This is a genomic window from Acidiphilium multivorum AIU301 (assembly GCF_000202835.1).
Taxonomy (GTDB): domain Bacteria; phylum Pseudomonadota; class Alphaproteobacteria; order Acetobacterales; family Acetobacteraceae; genus Acidiphilium; species Acidiphilium multivorum.
In genome coordinates, this window is sequence record NC_015186.1 from 731,049 (window position 1) to 746,842 (window position 15,794).

Consider the following 15,794-nt stretch of genomic DNA (forward strand, 5'->3'; position numbering starts at 1 on the left):
TTCATCCTATGACAAGGGGGCGAGGCGAGCCTTCTGGCCGCCGTTCTCCTCGGCCTGCCGGCTGCTGGCAAGCAGGGCCCGGCGCTGGCGCGACACCCGCAGCGTGATCGCGGCGTCGCGTGCGAGGATCCGGAAATGCCTCGCCGTACCGCGCAATCCGATGGCGAAGAGAAAGCCGAAGGCATACGCGATGCTCGTGCCCCGGTGCCGGAGGGCGGCGTTGCGGACGAGCAGCTCGCTGTCGCCGAACGCCCGGTCCACCGCGGCCCGCGCCTCGGCGACACCATCGGATACGTATTGCAGCCCGATGATGCTGTTGCGTGCGCCATCCTTGCGGTGCCGCACCACCGCGGGAAGCCCGCCGCGCAGGCCCGGAACGTGCAGGCGCACACGGTCTCCGGGCTGCGGGCCCTCCGTTCCGGCGGCAAGGACCAACCCGGCGCCGCCGCGGCCGAGGTCGTGCAACGCCGCCTCGACCCAGCCGCCGCCGTCGCGATGCATCCAGGCCGGCCCCTTGCAGCCGATGCGCGGCATCGTGCGCGTCTGGCGCCGTTCCGCCAGCGCGCCGATCACGCCGAGCAGGGCGATCATGTCGAGCACGACCCAGAACACGACGAAGATCAGCGCCCAGCGCAGCTGCGGCTGGGTCACGATGCGCCAGAGCCCGATACCGAGGGAGGCGCAGGCCAGGGCAAACAGCCAGTAGAAAGGCCAGGACAGGCCGGAGATGAAATCCTTGTCCAGCATTTCGCCCTTCGGCGTGACCTTGAATTTCGGCGCGCGCGGCCGCCGCAGCACCGAGACCAGGGCCGCCGAAAGAAAGACGGTCTGCGCCGTCTCGTAGACCTGGGAAATGAACGGCCAGCGCACGCGCCCGTAGAAATACTGGCTGTTGACCAGCGCCGCGAGGTAGTAGGGCAGGGCATAGACCAGCAACTGGCGTGGCGTGGTCGCCGCGACGTTGAACCCGAAGAACAGGAACAGCGGCGGCATCAGCAGGAGGATGCTCCGCGAGATCGGGAACAGCCAGTAGAAGGCGAAGTTGGTGAACAGCAGCCGCTGCATGAAGGTCAGGCCCGATTTCAGCCAGACATTGTCGAGCATGAAGATCTGCATCATGCCCTGCGCCCAGCGCACCCGCTGGAGGATGAAGCCGGAGAACGTTTCCGGCTGCAGGCCGGAGACCATCGGCCGGTTGTAGAACGCCGTCCGGTAGCCGCGGCACATCGCCTTCACGGTGGTTTCCGCGTCCTCGGTGATCGACTTGCCCGAGATCCCCCCGATCTCGTCGAGGACATGGCGCCGCAGGACGGCCGCAGAGCCGCAGAAGAACGCCGCCCCCCAGAAATCGAGGCCGGGCTGCATCACATGGTAGAAGAGCTCGTTTTCGGCCGGCATCACCTCGAAGGTCGAAAGATTGCGCTCGATCGGATCGGGCGTCACGAAATTGTGCGGCGTCTGGAGCAGGAACAGTTTCGGATCGGCCTGGAAGAACCCGACGGTGCGCGAAAGGAAGTCCCGCGTCGGCACGTGGTCGCAATCCAGAACGAGAATCAGCTCGCCGTCGATCTGGCCGAGCGCGTGATTGATGTTGCCGGCCTTGGCGTGAACGTTTTCCGGCCGCGTGAGATAGATCGCGCCGAATTTCCGCGCGATCTCGCGCAGCGTCTCCGCCCGCCGCGCCGCCTCCCGTCCGGCGGCGCCCGGCTTCGCGCGCTTCGCATCCGTGCCGCCATCGTCGAGGATGTAGACCCTGAACCTCGAAGCGGGATAGTCGATCTGCGTTGCCGCGATCACCGTGGTTTCGACGATCTCGGGATCCTCGTTGTAGGTGGGGATGAGGATGTCCACGGTGGGGCAGGACGCGGGGTCGAGCGTGAAATGCTGAGGCGTCCTGTCGAGAGGCAGCACGTTGATGATCTGCCCCATGATGGCCGAGCCGATGCCGTGCAGTTCGGCGAGCACGAGAAGAATGCCGAGGGCGATGTTGATCGTGCCGAACCCGAACGGCAGCGTGTCGGTCAGCCGCCAGTCCAGATAACGGCACGTCAGCAGGATGGTCAGGGCGCTGATGGAGATGCGCACGATCGGCCGCTTGCGCCGGCTCCGGCATCCGCCATCGAGATTGTAGAGGATCAGCAGCAGGCCGAAGACGACGCCCTGTTCGATATCGGGCAGGGGCCCCGTCGTGGGCAGCAGCGTGGCGGCGATGAGCACGAAGCCCACGGCTGAGGCGACGATGAAGGTGAGGCCATTGGTCAACGCGGGGAGATGGCGCATCATGACGTGATCAGACCTCCTTGCTTGTCGAAGCGGATGCTTCCCGAAAGTCCGCCAAGTCCGAACAGGATCAGGTTTTCCGAGTAATAGTCGGCGGGCTGGCCGAACAGGCCGCTGGTCTCCCGCTGGGCCAGCACGCGGCCGAGCTGCTGGTGGAGCAGCCGGTGGCGCCCGAGTGCCGCGAGGTAGGGCAGCAGCGCCGCGGAAAACCCGATCCCGCCCGTCCCGTGCGTCGCCTGGCTCGCGAGATCGACGCTCTGCGGCGGCGCGCGGTGGGTGGCCAGATATCGGGCCATGCCCTTCAGCGAGGCGAGAACGGTCGCGCTCCCCTCCGTTTCCGGCGCGGTCAGGCCCGCCCAGAGATAGCACCGGATCGCATCGAACGATCCGGTGCCGGTCTCCGGCAGGCCCGCCGGCGGCGAGGCGGGGGCTTGCGGCGCCCAGGCCCAGTCGGGGGCGAATCCGTTGCGGCAGATCGTCGTCATCAGCCGTGGCAGCGTGGCCGCGATCGCCTGCCATTTCGGCAGGTTGGTCGCGCGCGCGATGCCGCGGGCCAGAAACAGCGGCGTATAACTCGGATCGACGATGACGGGCGGCGTGTCCGGAAAATCGGAGGCGCCGGGTATCAGGACCCGGCCAAATCCGTTGATCGCCACGCTCTCGTCATCGGCGATGCGCGTCGCCAGCTTGTGCCCCTCGGCGCCGAGATTGTGATCCTTCCAGATCCGGGCGGCCTCGAGCAGCGAATAGGCCATCCACGCATCCGCGTCCGCCGCCGAGTTGGCGCCGATCACCCCCCATTTGCCGCCGTGCAGCCCCCATTTCCACGCCGCGAGCACTTCCCCGAGGCGCCCGCCCGCCATGTTCGTGTTCGTCCAGTTCAGGATGCGGCGGAACGTCGCGCGGTCGCCGGCGACGAGACTGAGGAACATGCCATAGGACTGCCCCTCCGAAGTGCTGAATCCCTTGTTGGCGGAATAGTCGATGACCCGCCCCTGGCCGTCGATGAATCCGTGCCGGTAGCCGCGCCAGGACGATTGCCACAGCTCCCGCGCCATCATCACCGGGCCGCCCGTGAGCGCGGCCGCGCCGAGAAGACCGAGAAAATTGCGTCTCGCCATGTCGGTCATGCGATTACCGGAACGGCACGCTGAGATTCAGGGCGACATACGGGTGATACGGACCCGGAAGGTTCGTCGTCGCGCCGGCGGACAGATCGACATCGAGGGAACTGGTCAGCTTGTCGGCAACGCGCAGCGCGAAGGTGCGGGAACGATAGTTGATGCCGCCGCCGAAATCGGCCTCGGGCCCGATCGCGATCGAGGGCGAAACCGGCACCAGCAGGTAGGCGCTGCTCCAGTAGCTCCGCATGCCGGTCAGGTAGCCGCCGTTCACGGTTGCCGTGGCCCCGGCCGGAAGCTTGAGCTGGGCATAGATTTCCGGCTCCGCGAACCACTGGCCGCCGTGGAACGATCCCTTCGGCGCATAGGGCGTCACGGTGGTATTCGAATACCCGCCGGCTACCGAAAGGCTCAGGTTGAAATCCGGCTCGTCCCAGGCGTGGCCGATGGCGACACTCGCGGACGGCTCGCTTCCGGTGAAGCTCTGCCCGTTCTTCTGGAAGGTGTAGCGGTTCCAGCCGGCGAACGGCGAGACGAAGAACCCCTTGCCCAGCGTTCCGCCCGGCAATGGCAGGATCGCGCCGAGATACGCGCTCTGCGACGAGTTGGCATACTGGCCGCCGGCGATGAACAGGTTCGTGTGCGGGGCGGCCCGCGCGGTTGCGGTGATCGCGATGGTCGAGATGCAGGTGACGATCCCGGCCCTGGTCGCGCGCCGCGCGGTGCGGCGCAAACTTGCGGATTTCATCGCTCGTCGACTCCTTTTACTGAGGGGTGCAGCCGCCGCCGCCTGAGCGTCACGAAGGTCCGGACCAGCAGGATCAGGATCACCAGCGTGCCAAGCACGGCCAATACGGTGGTCAGGGGATTGCGTGTGGCGAGGAAGCCGAGCCGCGCGGAAGGCCCGATCGGCACGTTCTCCGCCGGCAGGACCTGCAACTCGCTCTTGGCCGGCGCGACCACGATCGCCTGGCCGGAAATCTGCCGCCATGTCGCGGTGTGGACCAGCTTGCCCATCGCCTGCGCCAGCCCGGCATCGCTCTTCGCCGTCAGCACGATGGCGGGAGCGAGCCGCCCCGGCGCATCGGGCACCGCGGGAGCGTCGGCGACCGCCATGATCGCGGCATTGCCGAAGCCCTGCACCGTCGCGTCGGCGGCCTGGCCGTGGCCGGTCTTGCCGGTGGGCGCGCTTTCGGCCCTGTTGCCGAAGATGCGGCCCAGCCACGCGGTCACGTCGTCCAGGTCCGCCGCGTCGGGAACATGCGGCGTCCGGCCGGAGGGCTCCTTCACGGCGGGCGAGCCGCCCACGAGCGATATGCCGCTCGCCGACAGAAGTTGCTCCGGCAGCCGCGAGACCGCGCCGACGACCAGCACCCCCGGCTTCGCGGCGGGGTGGGGTTCAAGCACGAGGTTCAGCGGCTGATCCGGCGTGACCTGGGCCAGCTTCGCACCGAGGGTGGCGGCGGCGGAGATCGCCGCCGGAGAGGGAGAGGCGATCGCGATCGTGCGCAGGGGATACACGCCCGTGGTCATCGCCGCGAGATCGTCCTTGTCGACCGGCGCGCCGCCGATGATGGTCAGGTGGCTGTCCGAGAACACCGTCACCGCCAGGTTGTGACCGAAATCATTGGCGACGCAGGCAGAGGCCGCCGCGTGCTGCATGTGAAAGACCGGCTTCAGCACCAGGCGGTTCCGCCCCACCTTCAGGGCATCCTGCGGAACCAGCAGCTTGTAATCGGGATAGGTGCCGCCATCGGGATTGGTCAGCGGAATCGTGTTGACCATTTTCCCGTTGACCAGCGCCTGGATCATCGACCCCGCCCCGCCACCGGCCGAATAGGCCATGTGGAGATACAGGATCGCGTGGCTGTCCCAGTTGGGATTCCAGAATGTCACCGGCGCGAACTGGCTGCTGCGGCCGTGTTCGGTCTGTGTCGGCAGGCCGGTGGCGCGGAAGCTGATATCGGTCGGGCTGGCTGCCGGCGCGTGCGGGCTCTGCATGTGGCCGGTGGCGGCCGGAATGCGGATGACGGCGCTCTGTTCGTTCGGCCAGACCGTTCCGGGCCGCCCGATCAGCCGGGCCGCGCCGGTAAGGGCGCGGGGCGTTTCCGCGGCAATGGTCATCACGACCCCACCGACCGGATTGCGGGCGATCGACAGCGTCGCGGCGTCGAGCCCGCTGCCGGCGGCCGCTCCGTTCTCCAGCTTGAGGATGATCACGGTCGCGGCCGATGTCTGCGCCACGGCCTTGCCGACCCGGTCGAGCGGCCGCGCGACGAAGGACACCGCGCGCATCGCGTCGGCCCGCGCCACCGACCGCGCGATCGCCATGATCGGTTCCGGCGCGCGCGCGAGCGCGGGATCGTAGAGGACGAATATGTGGGACGTATCCGGCTGCCACGACATGAAGCTCGACTTCAGGCTGGCGAGGGTGAGGGGAACCGAGTCCCGCCGGTAGCTCATCGACAGTTGCGACTTCGGCGAAATCCGTGTCCACAGCGCGGGGTCATCGAACGCCTCGCAGCCCTGCGCCGCCTTTTGCGTGACCGACAGGGTGAGCTGGTTCGTTCCATCCCGCAGATCGCCGGGTGGAATGCCGATGGTCCGGTCGATCGTCGGCGACGAGCCGTCGAGCGGGATCTGTTTCAGCGGCGAGCCGTTCAGCAGCACCAGCAATTGCGAGGCGCCACCGATCAGCGATGCGGAATTGGTGCCGAGAAGATGCAGCTCGGCGGCCGAAACCTCCCGATGATCGGCCACCTGGAACGTGATGTCGCCCGAAGCCGAGCGTCCCTTCAGGACGATCGGGGCCCGATCGCGGTCATACCAGGCCAGCGGATGGGAAATCGCCGTCGCGGGAATGCCTGCCCCGGACCGGACCTCGCTCTGGCGGTGTTCGAGGCGCGCCTGAGCGGGTTGGCAGCAGAGTGGCAGCGCCAGCGCCAGTCCGGCAGCCCAGCGTGCGGGCTGGAAGCGGGCAGGCAGCCCATGACCGGGCCGATCTGGGCAGGGCATGTGTCGAGACTGTGGGTCTTTTGAATGTCCGTCCATGGCTGCCAAGACAAGGAGCGGATATGGCGCAATCGTCGCCAATTTGTGTCAAAAATATGATCATAAAATATTTAATGATCGGATCATCAAATTGAATAAAACGCATTTGTAATATTTTATCGTTATTCTATAAACGTTCAAAACTACTTTTGAATGAACAAATCAAATAAAAATATAATGAAACAAAAAGCAAAAATTGAATTTTGATCATCGAAAATTGTGCTTGATCGATCGTCCTGAAGCATCCATCGGTCCCGATTGTGCAATGCGGTGCCGTGAATTCGATGCGGACTGCGAGTATCGGCCTCGTCAACCGGTGCGTCTCACCAATCGGCCGTAAATGACTGTGAGTCGACGAATCGGGAACCAGACATCAGGCCGGGATCGCCGGTCCGCCGACCTGACCTGCCGATGACGCCGCGCCGGGGAATTCGCCGGCACATGGCCGCGATCCGATTATTGCGTCGATACACGACAATCACATGACATGTCGCGCGAATGATTGACGCCGTGACTGAAGTCACGCCCTCGAAAAAGCGCTCCCGGGCCGAAAGGCGTCACGCGACATCCCGGACGATGATCCGCGCGTGCCGATGTGCTCCGAAGCCCGCATGATCCGGGTCATGACCTTGGCAGGGTAAAGAAATTGTAAAGTTTCAAACAAATTCAGCGTCACAGAAACGCCACGGTCAATCTCTTTCCTGTGTCTCGCCAATCGAAAGGAGAGCGAAGATGGAAAAGACCACAATCTGTATTCTCGGCGCAGTGGTCGGGGCCGCTATCGCCGCCCCGGTGATGAGTTCCGCCGCGTCGCTTCCCCCGGCGCCCCGCTTTGAAGCGGCGTCCTATGCCGAACTTCTCGGCCCGGTCCCCAATGCCTCCGTCATGCTTCGCGAGCACGATGCGGCGCTCGCCCGCCAGCGCGCGGAGCAGGGTGGCGCCCGGATCCAGCAGGCCGATGAGCATCATCATCACCACCATCATCACCACCATCACCATCATCAGACCTGGTAATGATGCCGAAATGAATTCGGGAAATGCCGGTCACCGATGCCAGGGCAGGCCGGTCGCGCCAATCGCCGCATCCGTTGCTGCCTTCGGTCAGTGAGGTGCCGCGAGATCCCGGGTTCGAGGGTCAAGCGACTGCAAGGCTTGCAGTCGTCTTGATCCTGGCTTGGATGCCCGGCGCGGTCACCGTCTGAACCATGTTCTGGGGGCGCTGGTCGGCCATCATATAGCCGCGTCCCCAGTTGGTGACGAGCACGTCCTGGCCGTCTGCGGCAAGCAGCTTCTTGCGGATCTTGCAGATGAACACGTCGATGATCTTGGCGTTCGGTTCGTCGAGGCCGCCGTACAGATGATCGAGGATCGCTTCCTTGCTCAGAACGCAGCCCTTGCGCAGCGCGAGGAGTTCGATGATCTGATACTCCTTCTTCGTGACGGCGACTTCGCGGGCGCCGACAAAGACCTTCTTCGCATTCATGTTGACCTCGATATTGCCAACGGAAAGTGAAGAGTCCTGGAAGCCCCGGTTCCTGCGTATATGATTCTGGATGCGCAGGAACGTTTCCTCGTATGAGGGAGCGCCGACGATGAGATCGTCGACCCCGGCCTCAAGAATATGCAGGCGGGCGGACTCGGCCAGCGTGTTGGCGACCGCCACGATCGGGGCGCGAAATCCGGATTTCCGCAGGCGGCGGATCAGGTCGAACTCGATCCTGTAGGTATCGAAGACCCGCATCACCACCGCTTCATATTCGTAATGATGGGTGAGATCGACCGCTTCGTCGACGTCTGCCGTCTCGTCGATGACGGCGAGTTTCGACTTGATGAAGCTGTTCAGGCTGTCGTGCCTGTCGAACGTTTTACCAAAAATGAGAAGCCGCATATCAACCTCCAGTTGATCTAATCAGTTTATACAACCCGAAAAATGACGGGTCAATGAAAATTTTTTAATTTTCGAGAAATTTTTCAAAAAAGTTGAAATAATTAAAAAAGTAAAACATTGGGCGGGAGACGATCTGGGGCCGGCGGCGTCGCGAAACACAAGATGTGGGCCGGCCGAAAGCCTGTCGACTTCTGTAATATTGAACAATTATCGGTTTTTATTGGAAATTCAGGAAATTTTTCGCTCGATCCTGAAATTCTGAAAAGAAAGCCACCGCTCCGGCATGAAGCGGGAACTCATGACTGGTGAAATCCGGATCTCCCAGGCCCCGCGTGCCCTCCGGCGCCCGACAAGGCCGCGCCCGCCCGGCGGAGACGTCGCGGCGTCGGTATCGGCGGCTGCAAGGAGGGGGCGGTCAGGCATGGTGGGACCTGTTTCGTCTGGAGCATTTTCCGGTCCGTCCGGATCGGACGCGGTGCGCCATCGTCGTGACAACGCGAGCATCCTGATCCGATCCGGGCACCCTATTGCCTGCAGCGCGGCATTGTCGCGCTGCAGGCGCAATCGGCGATCTGGCGCGCCCGTCCCGGATCGACGATCCGGATTTCCGTCGCCCCCTTGAGGGCGATGATGTTGCGCTCGCGCAGCCAGCGGAAGACGCGGGAGACGGTTTCCATCGTCAGCCCGAGGTAATCCGCGATATCCACACGGGACATCGGCAGGCGGATCGGTTCCCCGGCTTCGACATCCTGCTGTTCGGCCATCCGCAGCAGGAACCAGACCAGGCGTTCGGTCGCGCTCATCCGGCCGAGCAGGAGCATCTGCTGCTGCGCCATGAAAAGGCTCTTCGCGGCTGTGGCCAGCAGGCTGCGCGTCAGTTCCGGCCGGCTGGCCAGCAGCCCATCGAAACTGCTGAGCCGATGCGTCACGACCTCGACCGCGGTCACGGCATCCGCGGAGCATGTCGCGCAGCCGCCATGGCTGATGGCGAAGCCGGACGGCGTAAAGATTTCGCCCGGAAACAGGAAGCCCAGGATCTGCCGGCGCCCGTCGGGCAGCATCTTCGACAGCCGGACGATGCCGGACACGAGATCATAGATCTTGTCCACCGTTTCGCCTTCGATGAACAGCGAGGCGCCGGCCTCCAGCGCACCTGCGCGAAAGCCCGGCTCACCGGCGGCACTCCAGTTGGCAATCGTGGACCGAGACGGCTCGGCAGCGACATGCAACATTGGCGTGGTCCTCATGCGTCCAGGGTTGATAGGGCTCGAGACTCAGCGCCGTCACTCCTAAACGCTCACTGCAACACGCCGATGCCGGAACAGCCAATCTTTGTTGACATTTCGCGGCTTTGTGTGGCGTTTTATGACAAGTTCATATAAATAAGTGCCTTCATCTGTTTCGACCATCGATGGATTAGGGCCGTGGACGCGGGGACAATTCTGATCGTTGACGATGATCCCCAGATCCGCACGATGCTGCGCCGCTATCTTGCCGGTGAGGGCTACGGGACCAGGGAAGCCGACAGCGAGGCCGGAACGCATGCGGCTCTCCTCGGCGGCGACGTCACGCTGGTGCTGCTCGATCTCATGCTCGGCGGCGAGGATGGGCTGGCGCTCGCCCGGGCCATCCGGGCGCGCTCGGATGTCCCGATCATCATGCTGACCGGCAAGGACGATGTCATCGACCGGGTGGCGGGGCTGGAAGCGGGGGCCGACGATTACATTGCCAAGCCCTTCCACCTGCGCGAGGTCCTCGCCCGGATCCGCGCCCTCAAGCGGCGGATGACCGGGCGCGGCACGCCGGAGCCCGCCGAGCCCGACCCGCCGGAAGCCGTGATCCGTTTCGACGGCCACGCCCTCGATCCGCTCGGCCGGACCCTGCGCGGGCGGGACGGGGCGGACATTCCGCTGACCACCGCGGAGTTCGAGCTTCTTGCCGTCTTCCTGCGGCACGCAGGGCGGGTTCTGGACCGCGACCAGTTGCTGAACCTGCTGAAGGGGCGGGATTTCGAGGCCTTCGACCGGCTGGTCGATACCCAGGTCATGCGGCTCCGCCGCAAGATCGAGCAGGACCCCGGGCAGCCGCAACTGATCAAGACGGTGCGCGGCGCCGGCTATGTCTTCGCCGGCAAGCTGGAGCGGTGAAGCGCGCCTGGCGCGTCAGACGCCCTCGTCGCGAACCGGCCTGAGCAGGGCGGCCAGCGCGTTCGCGAGGGCGGCCTCGGCATAGGGTTTCTGCAGCCAGATCGCCCCGGCGGGCAGGGCGCGGCCCTTCAGCACGATGGGATCGCCATAGCCGGAGGTGAACAGCACCGGAAGCTCGGGTCGCGCCGCGCGCGCGGCGATGGCGAGATCGAGGCCCGACATGCCGCCGGCCAGGACGATATCGGTAAACAGCACCGCGATCTCCGGATGGGCTTCCAGCGCCGCAATGCCGGCAGCACCCGTCGCCGCGTCGATCGTGGAATAGCCGAGGCGGGCAAGCCGGCGCTCCGCAACGCGCCGCACCGCGGGATCGTCCTCGACCACGAGAACGATCGCCCGGTCCGGCGGCGGGGAGGGGGCCGCCTCGTCGTCGGCGGCGGGCATTTCGGCCCGGATCGCCGGCAGGAACAGGCGAACCGTGGTGCCGAGGCCCGGTTCGGAATAGATCTGCACATGGCCGCCGCTCTGCTTGACGAAGCCGTAGACCATGGACAGGCCCAGCCCCGATCCCTCGCCGACCGCCTTGGTGGTGAAGAACGGCTCGAAGGCGCGGCCCCGCGTTTCGGCGCTCATGCCGATCCCGCTATCCGTCACCGCCAGGACCACGTAATCGCCCGGCAGGGTCTCGGCCTGTTGTGCCGCGTAGTCGGCGTCGACATGGAGCAGGCCGGTCTCGATCACGAGACGGCCGCCCTTGGGCATGGCATCCCGCGCGTTGAGGGCGAGGTTGAGCAGCGCCGTCTCGATCTGTCCGGGATCCGCCATGGTGCGCGGCAGCCCGGCGGCGAGCCGGGTCTCGATCATGACCGGCGAGCCGAGCGTGCGGCGGAACAGCGGCGCCATCTTCCCGACGAGCTCGTTCACGTCGATCGCGAGCGGACGAAGGGTCTGCCGCCGGCCGAAGGCGAGCAGCCTTGCCGCCAGTTCGGCGCCGCGTTCGGTGGCGAGCCGGGCCTCGGCGAGCAGTTCCGCCGCCTCGCCGCCGGCGACATGGCTCTCCAGCATTTCGAGATTGCCGGAAATCACCGCCAGCAGGTTGTTGAAATCATGGGCGAGGCCGCCGGTAAGCTGGCCCACCGCCTCCATCTTCTGCGCCTGGGCAAGGTCGTTCTCGAGCCGCTTGCGCTTGCTGGCGTCGCGGATGAAGCCGGTGAACAGCCTCGTCTCCGGCAGGTCGACCTCGCCGACGGCGAGTTCGATCGGGAAGGTCGAGCCATCGGCCCGGCGGGCCTCCACCTCGCGGCCGATGCCGATGATGCGCCGTTCGCCGGTTTCGAGGTAACGGGCGAGATAGCCGTCATGCGCGGCGGCATGGGGCTCGGCCATCAGCATCGACACGTTGCGGCCGACGACCTCCTCGGCGGCGTAGCCGAACATCCGCTCGGCCGCCTGGCTGAACGATCTCACGGTGCCGCGCGGATCGATCACGACGATGGCATCCGGCGCGGTGTCGAGGATCGAGCGGAGCCTGGCCTCGGTGCTGCGATGCTCGGTGATATCCCGCGCGATCTTGGAAATGCCGACGATGCAGCCTTCCGTATCGTGCACCGGGTTGAGCGTGAGCAGCACGCGGACGAGCGTGCCGTCCTTGCGCCGGCGGATGGTCTCGAACTGGTCGAAGGTCTCGCCCCTTGCCGTCCGGGCCAGCAGTTCGTCCATTTCCGCCTCGCGCCCGGGCGGCGCCAGCACATGGATCGAGCGCCCGATGATTTCGTCCGCGCGATAGCCGAACAGGTTCTCGGCGCCTTCGCTCCACGACGTGATGATGCCGTCGAGCGACTTGCCGATCAGCGCGGCCTCGAAGGATCGGGCGAAGGCCAGCGGCGCGTCGGGGGCTTCGGGCTCCGGAGTCATGAGGGGGTTTTACCCGCTGCGGCGTCTGGCGTCGATGCGCAATTGCGGCGGCCCGAACGGGTGCGGCGTCCCCGCCCGCGGATTGCCGCCACCGGCCGCGTCTGCTACGTCGCCGTTCGCACCCCTCGCGAAGTCGAAACCGAGCGATACGTGGATTCGGGGGTGAACGTCGTGAACGACATGTTGATCTGATCTCGGATCAACATGACCTATATCGTGAGGCCCGGGCCGGCGTCACGGCGGGCGCGCCAGCCAGGCCCACCGCACCGGGAGATCGTCCGTGAGCTATATCGAGCAGGTCCTGCTGCCCGACGAAACCGTGATGAGCTGGACGCATCTTCATTGGTTCGTCTATCTCCGCGGCATCGTCACCATGGTCCTGGCCTTCGCGCTCATCATCGCCGGCGGCCTCGCCGGTGGCCGGCCGTCGACCTACCTGCACGTCGCCGCCGCCGCCGCCTTCCTCCTCGGCTGCTGGCTGCTCCTCGTCGCCTGGCTCCGGCGCATGTCCACCGAACTTGCGGTGACCGACCGCCGGGTCATCCACAAGAGCGGCATCCTCGGCCGCACCACCCATGAAATGAGCCTCGAAAAGGTCGAGAGCGTCGAGGTCCGGCAGTCCATTGCCGGCCGGCTCTTCAATTACGGCACGGTCATCGTCCGCGGCACCGGCTCGACCTGGGAACCTTTCCCGCGAATCGCCGACCCCCTCGCGTTCCGCAGCAGCATCACCGCCGCCTGATCCCGCGCCTCAGCCCCGGGGCGCCTGCCGGGCAAGCCGGGCGATCACGGCGTTCGCCTCGCGGATCGCGCGCCCCTCATCCCCGGTTCGCGCGAGGCACTCATTGGCGATCTTCGCCCAGAGTTCCCGCAATTCGGGCGTGTTCGCCCGGTGCGTATGGCGTTCGGCCTCCTCCGCGCTCCACGGCATCTCAGGCTCCCTCCGTCGAATCGATCACCACCAGCAATTCGCCCGCGAGCGGCGAGGGGGCGCGGTCGGCCGGCAGCGTCGCCGCGATCCGCGCATCGTCCCGGGAAGCCGCCTCCTGTTCGGCGTCGAGCACGCCGTGGCGATCGAGGAACCGGTTCATCGCCGCCGATATCCGCACGCATCCCTGCGAGCCCGTCTGGCCGAGGCGCGGTTCCAGGTAATCCGGGTCGGTTGCATGCACCAGCAGCCGGATCTCGCCGGTCTCGCCATCGCTCCGCCAGCCCTTTTCCGCGACCCGCCAGCCGAAATCCCACACCCGCATCCCCTTCAGGCCCAGGCCGCGGATATGGTTCTCGTTGAACGTGCCGAGCGCCCGGTAGTCGAGAATGCCCGTCGTATGGGCAAACACGCCGACCGGGGTGATGAAGTATCCCCGTCGCCCGGCCTGCCCGGTTGAAACGGCGTCGCACCCGACCACGTCCCACGCCCCGGCGGGCCGCGCCGCGACGATGCAGAGACGCTGGACCCGCGGATTGCGATCGACGACGACGATGAGCTGGCTCCGGGTCACACCCACCCCGGCCGCCGCCAGCCCGCGCCGTGCCGCCGCGATCCATTGCGCCGCGGCCGCGGGCGCGGGCACGCTCGCCCGCGGCACCTCCCGGGCCAGTTCCGCCGCTGCCGCCGCGACCTCGGCGCGATACGCCGCATCCGCCGCGCGTTCCGGCGCCGGCGGGCGAATGGCGGCCCGCACCGGCGGCCGCGCGCAGCCGGCCAGCAGCACCACGAGACACAGCAGGGTTACGCCACCACGCGCCTTCATCCGGCTCCTCCGCCGTTCCGCTCCGGCTGCGATAGACCCGCCGGGGCGATCGGTCATTGATCCAGCGCAGCCGCCCGGTTTGACGGCCTCCGCCGGGGCGGCTAGCGATCCGGAGGCTGCGTCCGAGCGGCCGCCGCGCGGGGCGGGCAGGGGGCGTGACCGAGCCCGAGGACCGTCCTTTGCGCGAACCCAAACTCTTCGCCGGCGCCAGGATCAGGCAGATCCGCGAGCAGCGCGGCCTGCAGCAGCGCGACATCGCCCGCCGCCTCGGCCTGTCGCCGAGCTACATGAACCAGATCGAGAACGACCGCCGGCCCGTGCCGCCGCGCCTCGCGGCGCCGCTCTGCGACCTGCTCGGCATTCCCCTCGCCGAACTCTCCGGCGATGACGAGGTCCGTCGCGCCGGCGACCTGCTCGAAGCCGCGCTCGACCCCGCCCTCGGCCCCGGTCGCCTCACCTTCACCGAGGCCCGCGCCGCCGTGCGCGACACGCCCGAACTCGCCCGCCGCTTCATCGCGCTCTACGCCGCCTACCGCGCCCAGCAGGCCCGCCTCGCGCGCGATCCCGCCCTCGGCCGCGACGAACCGGGCCCGCTGCCGCCTTATGACGAGGTGCGCGACTGGGTGCAGTCCGAGCGGAACTACTTCCACGAGATCGACCTCGCGGCCGAGCGCCTCGCCGCGCATATCCATGCGACGCTGGGCCCCGATTCCGCCGCCCTCGAACGCCATCTCGCCGCCGGGCACCGGATCGAGGTCGTTCCCTCGGCCAATCTCCTCCCCGACGGCATCCTCTGGCAGATCGACCGCCGCAACCGCCGCCTCCTCATCGCCGAGGAAATGCGCCTCGAAACCCGCCGCTTCTCGCTCGCCCACGTGATCGGCCTGCTCAGCCACGGCCGGCTGATCTCGCGGCTGATCGAGCGGGCGAAAGTCTCGTCGGACGCCGCGCGCGGCATCGCCCGCGTCGCCCTCGCGAACTACTTCGCCGGCGCGCTGATCATGCCCTACGCCGCCTTCCTCGCCGAGGCGGAGGCCGAACGATACGACATCCAGCGCCTGCAGATCCGCTTCCAGGCGAGCTTCGAGCAGGTCTGCCACCGGCTCAGCACGCTGCAGCGCCCCGGCGCCCAGGGCATTCCGTTCTTCTTCCTCAAGACCGACACCGCCGGCAACGTGCTCAAGCGCAGCAGCGCCACCCGCTTCCGGTTCGACCGCTTCGGCGGCCCGTGCCCGCTCTGGAACGTCTACCAGGCCTTCTCGCAGCCCGGGAAAATCTCCGTCCAGCTCGCCCAGCCGCCGGGCGAAACCACCTATATCAGCATCGCCCGCACGGTCGGCGGCGGCGGCACGTCCTACCTGTCGCGCCCGCGCGCCGTCGCGGTCGGCCTCGGCTGCGAGATCCAGTACGCGCCGCGCATCGTCTACGCCGCCGGGCTCGATCTCGACCGCCCCGGCGCGATCGACCCGATCGGCCCCGGTTGCCGCTCCTGCCCGCGCGTCGCCTGCCGCCACCGCGCCATGCCGCCGATCGACGGCACGATCGATGTCGGCACCGCCGAGCGTGGCGTGGTGCCCTACCGCGTCAGCCGCCCGCCGCCCGGCGCGTGAGCGCCATCTGGCCGGAACGACCGGCCTCG

General features: G+C 66.7%; 13 protein-coding genes. 4 read left to right on the forward strand and 9 right to left on the reverse strand.

Going from position 1 to position 15,794, the window contains the following annotated elements:
* Positions 1-6: 6 nt before the first annotated feature.
* Genes bcsA through ACMV_RS03190 form a run of 4 tightly spaced genes read right to left on the reverse strand, consistent with a single transcriptional unit; the run spans position 7 to position 6,416 of the window.
* Positions 7-2,280, reverse strand: coding sequence for a UDP-forming cellulose synthase catalytic subunit (bcsA, locus tag ACMV_RS03175; protein ID WP_231844476.1), 2,274 nt, complete (start codon positions 2,278-2,280; stop codon positions 7-9).
* Complete coding sequence (gene bcsZ / locus ACMV_RS03180; protein ID WP_007423096.1) at positions 2,280-3,410, reverse strand: cellulose synthase complex periplasmic endoglucanase BcsZ; 1,131 nt, start codon at positions 3,408-3,410, stop codon at positions 2,280-2,282. Before bcsZ ends, bcsA begins: the two co-directional genes overlap by 1 nt.
* A 4-nt stretch (positions 3,411-3,414) precedes the next feature.
* Positions 3,415-4,149: a cellulose biosynthesis protein BcsS gene (bcsS, locus tag ACMV_RS03185; RefSeq protein ID WP_007423095.1), complete on the reverse strand. Its 735-nt coding sequence runs from the start codon at positions 4,147-4,149 to the stop codon at positions 3,415-3,417.
* Positions 4,146-6,416 carry a cellulose biosynthesis cyclic di-GMP-binding regulatory protein BcsB gene (locus tag ACMV_RS03190; protein WP_013639527.1) on the reverse strand — a complete coding sequence of 757 codons (2,271 nt, stop codon included), beginning with the start codon at positions 6,414-6,416 and terminating at the stop codon, positions 4,146-4,148. Before ACMV_RS03190 ends, bcsS begins: the two co-directional genes overlap by 4 nt.
* Before the next feature lie 768 nt (positions 6,417-7,184).
* On the opposite strand from ACMV_RS03190, the gene ACMV_RS03195 reads away from it, so the two are divergent.
* Positions 7,185-7,466 (forward strand): hypothetical protein, encoded by a 282-nt coding sequence (locus ACMV_RS03195; RefSeq protein ID WP_013639528.1) that lies wholly within the window; start codon positions 7,185-7,187, stop codon positions 7,464-7,466.
* Positions 7,467-7,587: 121 nt separating this feature from the next.
* On the opposite strand, the gene ACMV_RS03200 is transcribed toward ACMV_RS03195, so the two are convergent.
* Both ACMV_RS03200 and ACMV_RS03205 read right to left on the reverse strand, forming a co-directional pair.
* Complete coding sequence (locus tag ACMV_RS03200; protein WP_007423092.1) at positions 7,588-8,340, reverse strand: response regulator transcription factor; 753 nt, start codon at positions 8,338-8,340, stop codon at positions 7,588-7,590.
* 524 nt (positions 8,341-8,864) lie between these two features.
* Complete coding sequence (locus tag ACMV_RS03205; protein WP_007423091.1) at positions 8,865-9,572, reverse strand: helix-turn-helix domain-containing protein; 708 nt, start codon at positions 9,570-9,572, stop codon at positions 8,865-8,867.
* A 192-nt stretch (positions 9,573-9,764) separates the two neighbouring features.
* Here ACMV_RS03205 and ACMV_RS03210 point away from each other — a divergent pair, with 192 nt between their 5' ends.
* Entirely contained in the window at positions 9,765-10,487 is a 723-nt protein-coding gene (locus tag ACMV_RS03210; RefSeq protein ID WP_007423090.1) for a response regulator, read from the forward strand.
* 15 nt (positions 10,488-10,502) lie between these two features.
* Here the strand turns inward: ACMV_RS03210 and ACMV_RS03215 are convergent, their stop codons facing one another.
* Positions 10,503-12,401 carry a hybrid sensor histidine kinase/response regulator gene (locus ACMV_RS03215; protein ID WP_013639529.1) on the reverse strand — a complete coding sequence of 633 codons (1,899 nt, stop codon included), beginning with the start codon at positions 12,399-12,401 and terminating at the stop codon, positions 10,503-10,505.
* A 280-nt stretch (positions 12,402-12,681) separates the two neighbouring features.
* Here ACMV_RS03215 and ACMV_RS03220 point away from each other — a divergent pair, with 280 nt between their 5' ends.
* Positions 12,682-13,143, forward strand: a complete 462-nt coding sequence (locus ACMV_RS03220) for a PH domain-containing protein (RefSeq protein WP_011941619.1) — start codon at positions 12,682-12,684, stop codon at positions 13,141-13,143.
* Positions 13,144-13,152: 9 nt separating this feature from the next.
* On the opposite strand, the gene ACMV_RS03225 is transcribed toward ACMV_RS03220, so the two are convergent.
* Both ACMV_RS03225 and ACMV_RS03230 read right to left on the reverse strand, forming a co-directional pair.
* Positions 13,153-13,332, reverse strand: a complete 180-nt coding sequence (locus ACMV_RS03225) for a hypothetical protein (protein WP_013639530.1) — start codon at positions 13,330-13,332, stop codon at positions 13,153-13,155.
* Between the two features lies 1 nt (position 13,333).
* On the reverse strand, positions 13,334-14,155 hold the full coding sequence (locus ACMV_RS03230) for a hypothetical protein (protein ID WP_013639531.1): 822 nt from the start codon (positions 14,153-14,155) through the stop codon (positions 13,334-13,336).
* Positions 14,156-14,310: 155 nt separating this feature from the next.
* On the opposite strand from ACMV_RS03230, the gene ACMV_RS03235 reads away from it, so the two are divergent.
* Positions 14,311-15,765 carry a helix-turn-helix domain-containing protein gene (locus ACMV_RS03235; protein WP_011941621.1) on the forward strand — a complete coding sequence of 485 codons (1,455 nt, stop codon included), beginning with the start codon at positions 14,311-14,313 and terminating at the stop codon, positions 15,763-15,765.
* Positions 15,766-15,794 lie beyond the last annotated feature (29 nt).

Coding starts and splice junctions, on each gene's coding strand:
- bcsZ (WP_007423096.1), bottom strand. CDS start 3,410: ATGACCGACATGGCGAGACGCAATTTTCTCGGTCTTCTCGGCGCGGCC.
- bcsS (WP_007423095.1), bottom strand. CDS start 4,149: ATGAAATCCGCAAGTTTGCGCCGCACCGCGCGGCGCGCGACCAGGGCC.
- ACMV_RS03190 (WP_013639527.1), bottom strand. CDS start 6,416: ATGCCCTGCCCAGATCGGCCCGGTCATGGGCTGCCTGCCCGCTTCCAG.
- ACMV_RS03200 (WP_007423092.1), bottom strand. CDS start 8,340: ATGCGGCTTCTCATTTTTGGTAAAACGTTCGACAGGCACGACAGCCTG.
- ACMV_RS03215 (WP_013639529.1), bottom strand. CDS start 12,401: ATGACTCCGGAGCCCGAAGCCCCCGACGCGCCGCTGGCCTTCGCCCGA.
- ACMV_RS03205 (WP_007423091.1), bottom strand. CDS start 9,572: ATGTTGCATGTCGCTGCCGAGCCGTCTCGGTCCACGATTGCCAACTGG.
- ACMV_RS03225 (WP_013639530.1), bottom strand. CDS start 13,332: ATGCCGTGGAGCGCGGAGGAGGCCGAACGCCATACGCACCGGGCGAAC.
- ACMV_RS03195 (WP_013639528.1), top strand. CDS start 7,185: ATGGAAAAGACCACAATCTGTATTCTCGGCGCAGTGGTCGGGGCCGCT.
- bcsA (WP_231844476.1), bottom strand. CDS start 2,280: ATGCGCCATCTCCCCGCGTTGACCAATGGCCTCACCTTCATCGTCGCC.
- ACMV_RS03230 (WP_013639531.1), bottom strand. CDS start 14,155: ATGAAGGCGCGTGGTGGCGTAACCCTGCTGTGTCTCGTGGTGCTGCTG.